The organism is Streptomyces sp. x-19, from assembly GCF_046549115.1.
Classification (GTDB): domain Bacteria; phylum Actinomycetota; class Actinomycetes; order Streptomycetales; family Streptomycetaceae; genus Streptomyces; species Streptomyces albulus_C.
In genome coordinates, this window is sequence record NZ_JAJPWK010000003.1 from 627,395 (window position 1) to 641,501 (window position 14,107).

Below are 14,107 nucleotides of genomic sequence, written 5' to 3' on the forward strand. Positions count from 1 at the left end.
ATGTGGGGTCACGCGGAACGCGTCCGGCCCCCGGGCGTCGCATCCCCTGCACCGCATCGCACGTCCCGCCGGAAGGGGCCGGCCGCACCCGAAGAGGCGGGGGTTCCCGTGGACCAGCAGAACATCGCGTTCGCTCCCGTCGGCCGCCGCCCCGCCCGGTCCGCCAGTATGGACGGGTGAGCCTGACCGTCGACATCAGCACCCTCGCCCCCGGAGGCGTCCGCTTCGCGCCCTCCCCACTCGCCGAGCTGACCGCGATGCTGCACGTGCTGTCCGAGCCGGGGCACCATCCGCCGCGGCAGGACTGGGCCCGCTCGGTCCGCGCCGGTCTGGACGCGTCCCTCGCCGCCCGGCTGTCGGCCGCCGACTGCCTGTGGCGCACCACCCGTGCGGACTTCCTGCTCCCGCCGGCGCCCGCCGCGACCCTCGCCGAGGAGCTGGACGCGCTGGACCGGCTGACCGACGAGAAGTTCGTGGCCGGGGCGCTGTGCCTGGCCGTCGATGCCGACCCGACGCGGCCGGACGGGTCCCCGCTGACCGACCCGGCCGCCCGGGAGCGCGCCCGCACCCTGGCACAGGCCGACGGTCCGCGCGCCGCCGCGTTCCTCGACGCGCTGCTCGCCGACCCGCCCGCCGTGCGCGGCCGGCTGCGCCGCCTGTGGGAGGACTGCGAGGGCGCGTTCTTCGCGGAGCACTGGCAGCGGGTGCGGCCGGCACTGGCCGCCGACGCCCGGCACAAGACCGAGCTCTTCCGCCGCTTCGGCCTGACCGGCGCCCTCCCGGCCGTCTCCGCCTGCCTGTCCCTCGACGCCAGTGGGCAGCGCATCGTCGTCGACAAGATCTACGACGGCACCACCAGCGCCCGCGACGGCCTCACCTTCGTGCCGACCGCGTTCGGCCATCCGCACCTCCTGGTCGTCCACGCCGCGGGCTGGCAGCCGGTAGTCCACTACCCCGTCCCGGAACCGGGGCTGCCGCAGCCGATGCCGCTGGACCTGACGAGCCGTCGGCTGGCGGCGCTGGCCCACCCCACCCGGCTGCGGCTGGCCCACACGCTCTCCCGCGGCCCGCGCACCACCCTCGAACTGGCCGCGTCCTGGAAGCTGACGGCCCCGGAGGTCTCCCGCCACCTCGCCGTGCTGAAGCGGGCCGGTCTGCTCCGCACCCGCCGGCGCGGCCGCTACGTCCTGCACGAGCTGGACCTGGAGGCGACGGCACGGATCGGCACGGACCTGGTGGAGACCATGCTGCGGTGACGGGCCGGGCCGGGCCAGGCCCGTCACCGGGCGGTCCGCTCGCTCAGCGGGGGGCCGCGAGGTCCTGGGTCCACCACGGGCCACCGGCCCCGTGGACGATCCCGATGCCGACCGCGGTGAACCGGCAGTCGAGCAGGTTGTCGCGGTGCGGCGCGTCGCCCATCCAGTCCCGCACCGCCGCGGCCGCGCTCTGCGGGCCGCGGTCGAGGTTCTCGCCCCAACTGCTCCACTGGTATCCGGCGGCGGTGATCCGCGCATCGGGGCCGACGCCCTCCGGCGAGACGTGCTCGTAGTAGCCGCGGGCGGCCATGTCGGCGGAGTGCCGCTGCGCCGCGGCGTGCAGCCGCGGGTCGATGCGCAGCGGACCGCAACCGACCTGCGCCCGCTTGCGGTTGATCAGCGCGGTGGCCTGTTCCTCCAGGTCGGGCGGGGTGGCCGTGGGAGACGGCGGCGCGGGGGTGGGGGTGGCGGACGCGGTGCGCGTCGGGGTGGGTGTGGGCGTCGGGGTGGGCGTCGGAGTGGGGGTGGGGGTGGGAACGGCGGTGGTTCGTCGCACCGTCGGCTCGGCCCGGGGCGCGGTGGGCTGCTCGTCCCGCGGGGCGCCGGAGCCCCACCACACGGCGGCGACGACGGCCGCGGTGAGCGCCGCGGTGCCGGCCACGGCGGTGGTCGCGACGGCCCCGCGCGGGCGGGGCGGCCGACGCAGCAGGTGGTGCGCCCGGTGACCGCCCGACGCCGAGGCGGTGGAGGTGGCGGACGTGGTGGCGGACGTGGTGGTGGTGGCCGTGGCGGTGGGGACCGGCGGCGGGGTCAGGTGCCCGGGCAGCGGCAGCATCGCCAGACCGGCCAACAACCCCTCGGCGGGCAGCAGGTCGCGTGCGTGACCGGAGCAGGCCGCGCAGTCCCGCGCGTGGCGGGCTATGCGTTTGCGCCACAGCGGCGCGGGGCGGGTGTCCCAGGCGTCGGTCAGTCGCACGAGTTCCGGGCAGGGCGGGTTCCCGGCGAGGGCGCGGACGACGACCCGCCCGGTCTCCAACTGCTGCTTCATCCGCTGGACCCGGACCGCGGCGTGCCGCGTCCCGCACCCCAGGGCGGCGGCCAGTTCCGGTCTGTCGATCTCGCCGGCGGCCTCCAGCCACCACAGCGACAGCAGCGCGCGGTCCCCGTCGTCCAGCCAGCGGGTGGCCTCGGCCACCTCGCGGCGCTGGCCGGACAGGCCCAGCCGCAGGATCGTCAGGTCCACGAAGTCGGCGCCCCGGTCGGGCTGTTCCGCCGTCTGGTCCAGGCCGACGACGGGGTGCCGGTGGGCGCCGGTCCAGCGGCGCCGCACCTGGTTCATGGCGATCGCCACCAACCAGGAACGGAAGGACGCCGGCTCGCGCAGGTCCGCCAGCGACTCCAGGGCGCGCACCATGGTCTCCTGCACCACGTCGTCGACGTCCGCATGGCCGTCCAGCGCCCGTCCCACGACGTTGTAGATCAGGGGCAGGTACGCGGAGAGCAGCTGTTCCCGGGCAGCGTCGTCACCCGCCCTGGCCGCCTCCACGGTCGCCGTACCGTTTTCCCACTTCACGCCTGTTCGTTCCCGTTCATCCGTGTACACCGTCATGGCCCCCGTGCTCAGGTGACCCGTTCGGCGCACGGCGATAACAGAAAAACTACGTGCCGGTCGGACGCCGTCGCGGCACGGGCTCCCCCCGCCGCCGGGGAGGCGCCGGAGCCCGCCGCCGGGCACCGGCGCACACCGGCGGGCACCCGCTCGACGCCGCCTCGACGCCGCCTCGACACCGCGGAAAAAAATCCCCGGGATTTTCGTTGTCCGCGGGCCCGCCGGGGGTCTCCCCACTGCGGACCGTGCACCACGCGGCCCGCACGACCCCTCGTCCCCCCAGGTCGGCGGCGTCGGCCACCGGTGACGGTCCACCCGTCACCGACCGCGCGGCCCGCCGACCGGACCGGAAACGGAACCCCGAGCATGCACCACGACGACCGCCTCCGCCCCGCCCCGCACGACCAGGCCCCGACCGACCCCGGACACCGCACCGCACCGCCCGCGGCACCCCGGCGGCACGCCGCGCCCCGCCCCGCCGGCCGCAGCGGGAACCACCGCGCCGACACCGCCCGGCCGCGGACGAGGGCCGCGCTGCTGACGGGGACGGCGGTCCTCGCCGTGACCGGTACGTGCCTGGTGCTGATACGCCCCGGCTCCGGGGCCGACCAGGCGCTCGCCGCCGATCCGGCCGCCCCGGTGCGGACCGCCGCGGGAACCTCCGTCCTGCCGGAGTCCGGCGGCGACGCGCACTCCCCCCGCCGCCACAAGCCGTCCCCGTCCCCGTCCCCGTCGGCAAAGGAGACGACAGGGGACGGCGAGCGGGCCGCGACGCCCCGGGCGACCCCCACCCCCGCCGCACCGCGCCCGACCCCCCGGACCGCCGGCCACCCGCCCCGCGTCGCGTCCGGCGCGGGCGGCGGCGCGGGCGCCCCGGTCGGCGCGCGCACCGCGACCGGCACCGCGGCGGAGTTCGCCCGGAAGGTCGTCGAGCTGGTCAACACCCAGCGGGCCCAGCACGGTTGCGCCCCGCTCACCGCCGACCCGCACCTGACGGCGGCGGCCCAGGGACACTCGGACGACATGGCCGCCCGGAACTACTACGCCCACGAGACCCCGGAGGGCGTCGACCCGGGCACCCGGATGACCCGTGCCGGATTCCCCTGGATGAGCTGGGGCGAGAACATCTTCAAGAGCCCCAAGGACCCGGCGACGGCGGTGGACGGCTGGATGAACAGCCCCGGGCACCGCGCCAACATCCTCAACTGCGCCTACAAGGCCACCGGTGTGGGCGTGAACCTCAGCTCCAACGGGCCGTGGTGGACGCAGGACTTCGCCACCCACTCCTGACCGCCCGGGCCCGACCGACGGCCACGGAGCCGTCGGGGCACCTTCCGGCTGCGCCCCGGAAGGTGCCCCGCCCGGGCCGCCGCCACCCTGTCATTCCCCGGCGCGCACCAGGCCCGTCTCGTACGCGAAGACCACCGCCTGGGTGCGGTCCCGCAACCCCAACTTCACCAGGATGCGGCTGACGTGGGTCTTCACCGTCTGCTCGGCGATGACCAGGTGTGCGGCCAACTCGGAGTTGGACAGCCCCCGCGCGATCAGGGAGAGCACCTCCGTCTCGCGCTCCGTCAGATCCGCCACCCGGCCGCGCGGCACGGCGCGCGGCGCGCCGCCCCTGGCGAACTCCTCGATCAGCCGCTTGGTGACGGAGGGGGCCAGCAGCGCGCCGCCCATGGCCACCGTGCGTACCGCATCGGCGAGTTGCTGCGCGGAGGAGTCCTTCAACAAGAAGCCGTGCGCGCCGGCCCGCAGCGCCTCGTACACGTACTCGTCGAGGTCGAACGTCGTCAGCATGATGCTCTTGACGTCCGGGAAGTCCTGCGTGATGCGCCGGGTCGCCTCCAGACCGTCGAGCACCGGCATCCTGATGTCCATCAGGGCCACGTCCGGACACCGGGCGGCGATGCGGTCGATCGCGTCCTGACCGTTGACCGCCTCGGCCACCACCTCGATGTCCGGCTGGGCGTTCAGCAGGATCCCGAAGCTCTGCCGGATCAGTTGCTGGTCGTCCGCGATCAACACCCGGATCGTCATGCGTCCTCACTCCTGCTCACTGGTGGGGAGGGAAGCCGCGACCTCGAACCAGCCGTCCTCCCGGGTGCCGATCCGCACGGAACCGCCGAGCAGCAACGCCCTCTCGCGGATGCCCAACACACCGTGTCCGGTGCCCCGCTGGCGTGGCGCACCGGCCGGCGCCGGGCTGTTGGCCACGCGTATGGCGAGCTCGCCACGACCGTAGGTTAGCTCCACCTCGACCCGGCACCCCGGGGCGTGCCGCAGCGCATTGCTCAGCGCCTCCTGCGCTATCCGGAACGCCGACAACGCGACCCGCTGCGGCACCGCCCGCGCCTCGCCGGTGACCACCGTGTCGATCCGCAGCCCCGCCGCCCGCACGTTGGCCACCAGGCCGTCGAGGTTCTCCAGTGTCGGCTGCGGTGTGTAGCGGGCTTCCGGACGCTCCTCCGGCGACCGCAACATGCCCAGGACGTACCGCAGTTCGGTGAGGGCGGCCAGCGCGTTCTCCCGGATGCTGGCGAAGCTCTCGCTCAGTTCCGGCGGCGGTTCGGCCACCCGGTACGGTGCCGCCTCCGCCTGCACCGCCACGACGGACATGTGGTGCGCGACGACGTCGTGCAACTCGCGGGCGATGCGGGTGCGCTCCTCCAACAGCGCGCGCCGGCCCCGTTCGAACTCCGTCAGCGCCTCCTGCGCGCGCAACGCACGACGGGCCCGGCTCCGCCCGCGCACGGCGGTGACGACCGCCAGCCCCAGCGCCGAGAACAGCCCCCACAGCAGCAGGTCACCGACCGACGACGGCGGTGCCAGCCCGGCGGCGAGCGCGCCGCCGAGCGCCATCGTCAGCAGCCACTGCGCCACGTACGTCTCGGTCCGCACCCGGCAGGCCACCAACAGCGTGACCCCCAGGTGCGCCCAGAGTCCCGGTGCCGTCCACGGCCACGGCTCGTCGGCGCGCCCCGCCGGCTCGGCGAGGGCCGCGAGGAGCGCGTACGGCAGCGACGCGGCGAGCGACGACCACCAGGCCAGCACCGGCCGGTACAGGGCGAGCACCAACGGCGGCCCCTGGACGCCGGCGACGAGCCCCGCACCCCACCACGGCAGGCCCAGCCCGTCCGCGACGATCAGCGTCCCGCCGATGCCCAGGTCGGCCGCGACCAAGGCGACGGCGAGGAGCGGGAGGTACCGCAGGAACCGGCGCTCGGCGTTCCGAAAGGGCGGCGAAGCCCGGCGGGAGACGTCGCACGCCTCGCGTCGCACCGCCCTGAGCACGGCCCCGATCTGTCGCAGGCCGTCGCGTCGGGGGTCCGGCCCGGTCGGTGCGTTCGACTCTTCCGGGATCACCGGACCATGGTACGGACGGGTGGCGCACGCCGGAGTCGTCCGTAGGGGCCGGTCCCCGGCCGGACGTCATACCTCAGAGCTACGCCGGAACATGGCTCCCGAGTGTGACGTGGTCGAGGTCCTCGGGACCCTAGGTTCTCATCGGCGCGGGCCGCGCCAGGAACACCCGGGCAGCACCTGCCCGCTCGTTGGAGGACAGCATGGACACCATCACCACCGACCACGTCGCCGCCCTGTACGGGAAGTACGAGGACGACCTGCGGGCGGCGCGGGACGCCCAGCGCCGGCTCCTGGCGGACCGCGGCCCGTCGATGAAGGCCCAACTCGACGACTACGAGGCCGAGATAACCTATCTGCTGCTGCGCGATCTGCGCCCCGAGGTCGTGGTGGAGATCGGCACGTTCCACGGATGGTCCACGACGTGGCTCCTCCGCGCCTTGCGGGACAACGGGACCGGGCGGCTGCACTCGTTCGACATCGTGGACCACGTGGTGCGCACCGTGCCGGCCGAACTCGCCGAGGACCGTTGGTCGTTCACCAAGGGCGACGTGCGCCGGCACCTCGAAGCGGTCCCCACCGAGGTGGACTACCTCTTCATCGACGCCGACCACGGTGCGCGGTTCGCCCACTGGTACGTCGACAACCTCTTCCCCGGTGTCCCCGCGGGCACGCCCACCAGCGTCCACGACGTCTTCCACGGGCGGCGCCCCAAGCCCTTCAGCGAGGGCTCGGTCATCGTCAAGTGGTTGGCCGAGAAGAACATCGGGTTCTTCACCCCGTCCACCGCCAAGGCCCCCGAGGTCACTCGTCAACTCGCCGCAGTGAAAGCTGAGTTGGGGCTCGACGAGCCGGTCCGGCACAGCGACCACAATCCGATGATCTACTTCAACCTGCCGTAGCGGTCGGCGTCGGGTGCCGGTGCCGGCGCCGGTGCCGTGAATTTCAGTGCGGGATCCTCCACCGGACCGTTCCGCAGCCGTTCGACGTCCTTCTCGTAGGCCATCTCGACCGTCCACGGGCCGCGGGTGCCCGCCCGCGGGAACTGTCCGATGCCCCGTCGTATGTAGCCGGCGCTCAGGTCCATGTAAGGCACCCGCGCCATGTCCGGGTCGGCCGGCACCGGTTCGACGGTGGTGTGGCCGTGCACGTCCATGTGGTCGAGCAGCCGGCAGAAGTACGCGCAGACCAGGTCCACCTTGAGCGTCCAGGACAGGTTGGTGTAGCCCAGCGCGAACACGAGGTTGGGCACCCCGGAGAGCATCACCGCCTTGTACGCCGTCGTGTCCGCCGGGTTCACCCGGCGCCCGTCCACGCTCAACCGGACCTTGCCGAAGGGGCACATGGTCAGGCCGGTCGCGGTCACGACCAGGTCGGCGGCCAGTTCCCGGCCGGACGCCAACTGAAGGCCCGTCGTGGTGAACCGCTCGATCCGGTCGGTGACCACCGAGGCCCGGCCGGCCGAGATCGCCTTGAACAGGTCGCCGTCCGGCACCACGCACAGCCGCTGGTCCCACGGGTCGTAGCGCGGGGTGAAGTGGGTCGCGACGTCGAAGTCGGCGGGCAACTGCCGGCGCACCCGGGCGATCAGCAGCCGGCGCATCAGCCTCGGGGCGCGCCGGCACAGCCGGTACATCCCCCGGGTGAGCAGGAGGTTCTTGCGCCGGACGATCCGGTGCGCGCGCCGAGGGCCGAGCGCGCGGCCCAGCACGCGGGCGATCGGGTCCTCGGCCGCCGTCGAGAACACGTAGCTCGGCGAGCGCTGCACCATCGTGACGTGCGCCGCGGTGGCGGCCAGCGCGGGGATCAGCGTGACGGCCGTGGCGCCGCTGCCGATCACGAGGACGCGCTTGCCCGCGTGGTCGAGGTCCGCCGGCCAGTGTTGCGGATGGACCACCTGGCCGGTGAAGTCCGCGACGCCGTCGAAGGCGGGCGTGAAGCCCGTCTCGTAGTCGTAGTAGCCGGTGCCCAGGAAGAGGAACCGCGCGGTGTGCGTGGTCTCCCGGCCGTTGCCGGCGAGCCGGGAGGTGACGGTCCACCGGCCCGTCGCCGAGGAGAACGCGGCGCCGACCACCCGGTGCCCGAAGCGCAGGTGGTCGGCCAGGTGGTGCTCGCGGACCGTCCGTCGCAGGTAGTCCAGGATGAGGGGCCCGTCGGCGATCGACGTGTGCGCGGTCCACGGTTGGAAGCCGAAGCCGAAGGTGGGCATGTCCGAGTCGGAGCGGACGCCGGGGTAGCGGAACAGGCTCCACGTACCGCCGATCGCGTCGCGCCCCTCCAGGACCGCGAACGTGGTGCCCGGGCGGCGGGCCTTGAGGTGGCAGGCCGCGCCGATGCCCGAGATCCCGGCGCCGATGATCAGTACGTCGAAGTCCACGGACTGCGTCGGACTGCTGTGCGTGGGCGTCACTGGTGCCTCCTGACCGCGGGGATGAAGGACTGCGAGGGGTTGATGCCCACCGCCCGGTCGGTACCGGCGGCATTTCAGCCGAGTTCGGCACGCGGGCAGGTACGGGGCGGAGCCTACGACCGGGGCGCGGGCCATGCGCCGGTACGTCCCCCGGCCGCAGCCGGCGCGGCGCGAAACGCCCCACCGCGCCCACGCGGGCTACCGGCCCGCGCACCCGCCGCGGTACATCCTCTTCGAGCAGCGTCCCGGTGCGCGGCCGACCGGCCGGAACCCGGGCACGCACGGAACCCGAGACGACGAGACGAGGAGCCTCCATGAGCACCACCACGGGCGGCGCGGGCGTGCCGCGCACGATGCGCGCGTCGGTCCTGGTCGCCAAGGGCGAGATCCGCATCGAGGAACGGCCGGTGCCGGTCCCCGCCGAGGACGATGTCCTGATCGACGTGGCGTCCGTCGGAGTCTGCGGCTCCGACGTGCACTACTACCGGGAGGGCCGGATCGGTGACTTCGTCGTCGACGCCCCACTGGTGCTCGGGCACGAGGCGTCCGGCCGCATCGTCGCGGTCGGCGCCCGCGTCCCCGAAGCCCGGATCGGCGAACGCGTCGCGATCGAGCCCCAACGCCCCTGCCGGGTCTGCCGACAGTGCACGGCCGGCCGCTACAACCTCTGCCCCGCCATGGAGTTCTACGCCACTCCGCCGGTCGACGGTGCCTTCCAGGAGTACGTCACGATCCAGGCACCGTTCGCGCACCCGGTGCCGGACTCCGTCCCGGACGACGCCGCCGCCCTGCTCGAACCGCTCTCGGTCGCCGTCAGCGCCAACCGCAAGGCCGAAGTGGGCCCAGGATCACGGGTGTTGATCACCGGCGCGGGACCGATCGGCATGCTGACCGCCCGCACCGCGCAGGCGTTCGGCGCCGCCGAGGTGCTCGTCTCCGACCCGATGCCCGAGCGGCGCGCGCGGGCGGCCCGGTACGGCGCGACGGCCACGCTCGACCCGGCGACCGATGCCGTCGCCGGGCTCGACGTGGACGCCTTCATCGACTGCTCCGGCGCGCCGCCGGCCGTCCGGTCGGGCCTCGCGGCCGTCCGCGGCGCGGGCACCGTCGTGCTCGTGGGCATGGGCGCGGACGAGGTCCCGATGCCCCTCCCGGTCATCCAGCGCCGCGAGCTCACGGTGACCGGCGTCTTCCGCTACACGGACACCTGGCCGCTCGCCACCCACCTCGCCGCGTCCGGACAGGTCGACCCGGCCGCCCTCGTCACCGCCCGCTTCGACCTCGACCACACCGCGGACGCCCTCGACGCCGACCGCACGCCCGGCTCCCTCAAGGCGGTGGTGCGACCGTGACGGGGCCGCCCGCCGGCGGCTCGGGGACGTTAGCGAGCCGTTAGCGGGACGGCGTCGGAGCGTCAGCAGGGCCCGGCAGCCTCTTTCTCGGGAAGGCAACTCCGCCTCGCACACTCTTCAGAGAACGGGACGAAAGACCATGTCGCACCGGGCCGCACTGAGCCACGTCCGCAAGGCCGCCGCCGCCGCGGTGATCACCATCGCCGCCTTCGGGCTGACCGCCTGCCAGGGGGGCGGGACCAGCACACCGGCCTCGTCCGTCTCCTCGTCCGCCGCCTCGTCCGCCGCCTCGGGGACGTCCGGCGCGGCGGGGGACGCGAGCGCCCCGCAGTCCGGCGCGTCCACGGCCAAGTCCTCCCAGAGCGGGGCCAAGAGCACGGCGTCGAGTGCTCCGACGAAGGCGGGCGTGCGGTGCACGAACCAGGTCGACTACGCGGGTGACCCGCGCTCCAACGCCGAGATCAACTCGATCGGCGAACGGACCGGCCACTGCCCGGCGCCCACGAAGGGCAGCGCGACGACCGGCACCCCCAAGAAGCCCGGGCAGAGCTGCACGAACCAGATCGACTACGCGGGCGACCCGCGCTCCAACGCCGAGATCAACTCGATCGGCGAGAACACCGGTGAGTGCCCGCCGGTCCAGCACCGCTGAGCCGGCCGGTGGTGCGGGCCGCCCCGTTGCCTGGCGTGCCGGCGAACGGGCCGTGCGTCAGGCGTCGGCGGCGGTGCCCTGCGGCGACCGGTCGCCGCTCCGGCGCCGTCGGTTCTCGCCGTCGTGCCGTGCGTCGGGGTCAGAGGGCGATCAGGCCGGCCGTCGTCTGCTCGAAGCCGCAGGCGGCGAAGTAGAACGGGCGCAGGTGTTCCTCGAAGTCGACGTGGAGCCAGGCGCAGTGCGCGGCGCGGGCCCGGTCGACCGCGGTGGCGAGGAGGGCGGTGCCCACGCCGTGCGACCGGCGGTGCGGTGCGACCACCGTGTCCAGGACGAAGGCGTGGCGGCCGCCGTCCCAGGCGACGTTGACGAAGCCGATCAGTGCGCCGTCCTCCCGGGCGCAGACCCAGCCGAGGCTGTGCCGGTGCAGGCGGGCGCGCCAGTCCGTCGCGGTGGCCGGGGGGCCGAAGCCGTCCGCGTGCAGCGCGTCGAGCGCGTCGTCGTCGAAGTCGCCGCGCCACTCGTACTCGATCGTCACGCCTCGATCGTAAGGTCCCCGCCGGCTGCCGCGCCGGGTGTCGGGCGATGGTCAGTCGCCGGTCTTGACCTTCTTCATCGTCAGGTGGGACTCGACGCGCAGGATGCCGGGGAGGCCGGTGAGCTTGCTCGTCAGGAAGGCGTTGTAGGCGGCGTGGTCGGCGACGGCGACGCGGAGGAAGTAGTCGGGGCGGCCGAACATCCGGCGCAGCTCCACGACCTCCTCGTAGCCGGCCAGTGTCTCCTCCAGCGTCTCGATGGTCTTGAGGTCGTTGGCGTAGACCTCGACGTCGACCATGACCTCCAGGCCGCGGCCGACGGCTTCCGGGTCGATGACGGCGCGGTAGCCGGTGATGACGCCGGTCTCCTCCAGCCGCTTGAGGCGCCGCAGGCACGGTGGCGGGGTCAGGCCGACCCGCTTGGCCAGCTCCACGTTGGTCAGCCGCCCGTCCTGGCGCAGGTGAAACAAGATTTCTCGATCGATGGCATCGAGGTGCATTTCATTGCTCACGGGCCCATGATACGGGAATGGTTAGCAACCATATGTGGCGGATCTCCACGTAAAATTTCAGCATGCCTGGCTCTCCGGTCGCCGTCAGCGGCCCTCCTCGTCCTGCCCCCGTCCCCCCGCCCCGGCAGCGGTCCGAGGCGCTGGCGGCCCTGAAGGACTCGACGTCCGTGGGCCTGGGACTGCTGCCGCTCGGTCTCGCCCTCGGGGTGCTCATCACCCATGCCGGCCTGCCCTGGTGGTGCGCGAGCCTGTCCACCGCGGTCATCTACGCCGGCTCGTTCGAGTTCATCCTCGTCGGCCTGGTCCTGGCGGCCGTACCGCTGGCGACCATCGCGCTGACCGCTTTCCTGGTCAACGTCCGGCACGTGTTCTACGCGCTGTCCTTCCCGCTGGACAAGGTGTCCGGGCGCCCCGCGCGGGCCTACAGCACCTTCGCACTCAACGACGAGTCCTACGCGCTGGCGACCGGCCCGCAGGCCCGGGACTGGAGCGGCGCGCGCCTGCTGTGGCTCCAGGTGCTCATGCAGGCGTACTGGGTCGGCGGCGCCACCGCCGGTGCCCTGCTGGGCTCCGTGGTGCCCGACACGGTCACCGGCCTGGACTTCGCGCTGACCGCGCTGTTCACCGTGCTGGCCCTGGACGCCGTCCGGGAACGGCGCGGCGACCTGCCCACTCCCCTGCTGGCGCTGCTCAGCGCGCTGATCGCCCGCCTGATAGTTCCCGGGCAGCTGATGCTGGGCGCCTTCGCCCTGTTCACCGGCGCCCTCCTCGTCCGCCACTTCGTCACCCGCTCAAGGCCGTCCCATGCCTGACACCCGGTACCTGCTCCTGGCCGTCGCGGTCTCGGCCGCCGTCACCTGGGCCCTGCGCGCCCTCCCGTTCACCGTCCTGGCGCCGCTGCGCGCCAGCGCCGTGGTCCGGTACCTCGGCGCCCGCATGCCGGCCGGCGTCATGGTGATCCTGTGCGTCTACTGCCTGCGCGACCTACCGCTGTCCCGGCCCCAGGCCGTGGCCCCCCTCGCGGCCCTGGCCGTCACCGTCGGACTGCACCTGTGGCGCCGCAACGCGCTGCTGAGCATCCTCGGCGGCACCGTGGTCAACGTGGTCCTGGCCAGCACCGTCTTCGGCCACTGAGCGCACGTCGAGGTACCCACCGCCGCCGGTCGACGACCCCCACGCCGCGCGCCGTTCGGCCCGCCGGCGTCGCCAGGCGAGGACGAAGCCGACGCCGGCCAGTGCCGCGGGGACGACCAACTCGGTTGCCAGCGACGCCATCCACTCGGGGTTCAGCGGCCGGACCAGGCCGCTGCCGTACTGGCAGGACGCCTGCGGCGGGAGGAAGCTGTACTCCAGGGTCCTGGGCGGATGGCTGCTCCAGCCCGCGCCCGCCGAACAGGCCGACGAGGGACCGGTGAAGAGCCGCCAGGCAGCCGGCGCGTAGCACAGCAGGAACACCGAGCCGGTCACGAAGAACGCCGTACCGGTGCGGACGACCTTCTGTCCCCTGGACATCGGGACGACCAGGCGACTGCCGGGGCGCGGGTCCAGGCACTCCGCGAGGAGCGCCACGAGCAGGCAGCCGACCATGACCGCCAGGGCCGCCCACAGCAGCGTGCCGGGCACCGCCCGGCCGCCGAAGGACGCCACCTCTCCCTGGTCGAACTCGCAGACGGTGGCGGGCGGGAACGCCTGGTCGCGGGTCCGCAGGAAGCGGCCGGGGCCCCGCGTCAGCCCCTGCATGCACCGCTCGTCGAACTCCACCATGGCGAACAGGGCCAGTCCCGAACCGACCACCAACAAGCCGAACGAGATGCCGGCCGCGCGCCACAGACCGCCGGTCCGGTAGCCGCAGTGCGTGCGTGCGTGTGACATCCGCGCACAATAACCGACCGCGCAGCGGCGGCGGCACGGGCCGGTGACGGGTCGCGGACAGGCACCCGACGGACAGCCGAAAGACCCCGTGTGCCGGCCCCGCCTTCGCTACGCTGCTGGCGCCCTTTCGTCCCGCATCACGGAGGTGCCGTGAGATGTACGTGCGCCGGATCGTCCCCAACGTGCAGTCGGAAACCCTGGAGGAGAGCGCGCGGTTCTACGGCCTGCTGGGGTTCGAGGAGGTGATGAACCACGGCTGGATCATGACGTTGGCCTCCGCCGACAACCCCGCCGTCCAGGTGAGCTTCATGACCGACGACAAGACGGCCCCCGTGGCACCGGACATGAGCATCGAGGTCGAGGACGTGGACGCCGCCTACGCCACGATGCGCGCGCAGGGCGCGGAGATCGTCCATCCGCTCACCGACGAGGAGTGGGGCGTCCGCCGCTTCTTCGTGCGCGACCCGAACGGCCGCGTGGTGAACGTGCTCGGCCACGGCTGAGGCCGGGGCGCACGGACCGGGCGCGCGGCCCGGCCCTGACCAGCG

Annotated in this window: 14 protein-coding genes; 8 read left to right on the plus strand and 6 right to left on the minus strand. The window is 73.7% G+C overall.

Annotated features, from left to right (window positions below; translation table 11 throughout):
• The first annotated feature begins 176 nt into the window (after positions 1-176).
• Positions 177-1,256 carry a DUF5937 family protein gene (locus ACLJT4_RS11455; protein ID WP_411122165.1) on the plus strand — a complete coding sequence of 360 codons (1,080 nt, stop codon included), beginning with the start codon at positions 177-179 and terminating at the stop codon, positions 1,254-1,256.
• Positions 1,257-1,299: 43 nt separating this feature from the next.
• Here the strand turns inward: ACLJT4_RS11455 and ACLJT4_RS11460 are convergent, their stop codons facing one another.
• On the minus strand, positions 1,300-2,829 hold the full coding sequence (locus ACLJT4_RS11460) for a sigma-70 family RNA polymerase sigma factor (RefSeq protein WP_411122166.1): 1,530 nt from the start codon (positions 2,827-2,829) through the stop codon (positions 1,300-1,302).
• A 402-nt stretch (positions 2,830-3,231) separates the two neighbouring features.
• On the opposite strand from ACLJT4_RS11460, the gene ACLJT4_RS11465 reads away from it, so the two are divergent.
• On the plus strand, positions 3,232-4,155 hold the full coding sequence (locus ACLJT4_RS11465; protein WP_411122167.1) for a CAP domain-containing protein: 924 nt from the start codon (positions 3,232-3,234) through the stop codon (positions 4,153-4,155).
• A 90-nt stretch (positions 4,156-4,245) separates the two neighbouring features.
• Here the strand turns inward: ACLJT4_RS11465 and ACLJT4_RS11470 are convergent, their stop codons facing one another.
• Both ACLJT4_RS11470 and ACLJT4_RS11475 read right to left on the minus strand, forming a co-directional pair.
• Positions 4,246-4,905, minus strand: coding sequence for a response regulator transcription factor (locus ACLJT4_RS11470; RefSeq protein ID WP_016573486.1), 660 nt, complete (start codon positions 4,903-4,905; stop codon positions 4,246-4,248).
• Between the two features lie 6 nt (positions 4,906-4,911).
• Positions 4,912-6,231 (minus strand): sensor histidine kinase, encoded by a 1,320-nt coding sequence (locus ACLJT4_RS11475; RefSeq protein WP_411122168.1) that lies wholly within the window; start codon positions 6,229-6,231, stop codon positions 4,912-4,914.
• 200 nt (positions 6,232-6,431) lie between these two features.
• On the opposite strand from ACLJT4_RS11475, the gene ACLJT4_RS11480 reads away from it, so the two are divergent.
• Positions 6,432-7,130, plus strand: coding sequence for a class I SAM-dependent methyltransferase (locus ACLJT4_RS11480; RefSeq protein WP_411122169.1), 699 nt, complete (start codon positions 6,432-6,434; stop codon positions 7,128-7,130).
• Here the strand turns inward: ACLJT4_RS11480 and ACLJT4_RS11485 are convergent.
• The gene (locus ACLJT4_RS11485) at positions 7,112-8,638 is read right to left on the minus strand and encodes a flavin-containing monooxygenase (protein ID WP_411122170.1); all 1,527 of its coding nucleotides are present in this window, start codon (positions 8,636-8,638) and stop codon (positions 7,112-7,114) included. The two genes, ACLJT4_RS11480 and ACLJT4_RS11485, sit on opposite strands and share 19 nt — an antisense overlap.
• A gap of 314 nt (positions 8,639-8,952) precedes the next feature.
• Here ACLJT4_RS11485 and ACLJT4_RS11490 point away from each other — a divergent pair, with 314 nt between their 5' ends.
• Both ACLJT4_RS11490 and ACLJT4_RS11495 read left to right on the plus strand, forming a co-directional pair.
• Positions 8,953-9,990, plus strand: coding sequence for an NAD(P)-dependent alcohol dehydrogenase (locus tag ACLJT4_RS11490; RefSeq protein WP_411122171.1), 1,038 nt, complete (start codon positions 8,953-8,955; stop codon positions 9,988-9,990).
• Between the two features lie 139 nt (positions 9,991-10,129).
• Positions 10,130-10,642 (plus strand): hypothetical protein, encoded by a 513-nt coding sequence (locus tag ACLJT4_RS11495; RefSeq protein ID WP_411122172.1) that lies wholly within the window; start codon positions 10,130-10,132, stop codon positions 10,640-10,642.
• A 139-nt stretch (positions 10,643-10,781) separates the two neighbouring features.
• On the opposite strand, the gene ACLJT4_RS11500 is transcribed toward ACLJT4_RS11495, so the two are convergent.
• Together ACLJT4_RS11500 and ACLJT4_RS11505 are read right to left on the minus strand one after the other, a co-directional pair.
• Positions 10,782-11,177 carry a GNAT family N-acetyltransferase gene (locus tag ACLJT4_RS11500; protein WP_411122173.1) on the minus strand — a complete coding sequence of 132 codons (396 nt, stop codon included), beginning with the start codon at positions 11,175-11,177 and terminating at the stop codon, positions 10,782-10,784.
• Positions 11,178-11,228: 51 nt separating this feature from the next.
• A complete protein-coding gene (locus ACLJT4_RS11505; protein ID WP_411122366.1) occupies positions 11,229-11,645 on the minus strand; it encodes an Lrp/AsnC family transcriptional regulator in 417 nt (138 codons plus the stop codon).
• 209 nt (positions 11,646-11,854) lie between these two features.
• Between ACLJT4_RS11505 and ACLJT4_RS11510 the strand changes: the two genes are divergently transcribed.
• The 3 genes from ACLJT4_RS11510 (at position 11,855) to ACLJT4_RS11520 (ending at position 14,062) form a co-directional block, all read left to right on the plus strand.
• Entirely contained in the window at positions 11,855-12,499 is a 645-nt protein-coding gene (locus ACLJT4_RS11510; protein WP_411122367.1) for an AzlC family ABC transporter permease, read from the plus strand.
• Complete coding sequence (locus tag ACLJT4_RS11515; RefSeq protein ID WP_351467843.1) at positions 12,492-12,821, plus strand: branched-chain amino acid transporter permease; 330 nt, start codon at positions 12,492-12,494, stop codon at positions 12,819-12,821. Before ACLJT4_RS11510 ends, ACLJT4_RS11515 begins: the two co-directional genes overlap by 8 nt.
• Positions 12,822-13,714: 893 nt before the next feature.
• Positions 13,715-14,062, plus strand: a complete 348-nt coding sequence (locus ACLJT4_RS11520) for a VOC family protein (protein WP_411122174.1) — start codon at positions 13,715-13,717, stop codon at positions 14,060-14,062.
• Positions 14,063-14,107: the final 45 nt, after the last annotated feature.